Source organism: Kineosporia mesophila (genome assembly GCF_021129235.1).
GTDB classification, from domain to species: Bacteria; Actinomycetota; Actinomycetes; order Actinomycetales; family Kineosporiaceae; genus Kineosporia; species Kineosporia mesophila.
In genome coordinates this window covers 1-208 of sequence record NZ_JAJOMA010000061.1, presented here as the reverse complement: position 1 = coordinate 208, position 208 = coordinate 1, and the positions used below count along the sequence as shown (strand labels likewise).

Genomic DNA, 208 nt, shown 5'->3' with positions numbered 1-208 from the left:
AGGCGATCTCGCTGATCCAGCGCAGCTCGGCCCAGATCGGGGAGATCGTCCAGGTGATGAGCGACATTGCCGATCAGACGAACCTTCTTGCGTTCAACGCCTCGATCGAGGCGGCCCGGGCGGGTGAGCACGGTCTGGGCTTCTCGGTGGTCGCCGGTGAGGTGCGCAAGCTGGCCGAGCGTTCGGCCGACGCGGCCCGGGAGATCTC

The 208-nt window shown here is 67.3% G+C and carries 1 protein-coding gene; it reads left to right on the top strand.

Features of this window, described 5'->3' with window-relative positions; translation table 11 throughout:
• The coding region (locus tag LR393_RS34800) for a methyl-accepting chemotaxis protein (protein WP_231489487.1) at positions 1–208 on the top strand (208 nt) is incomplete at both ends.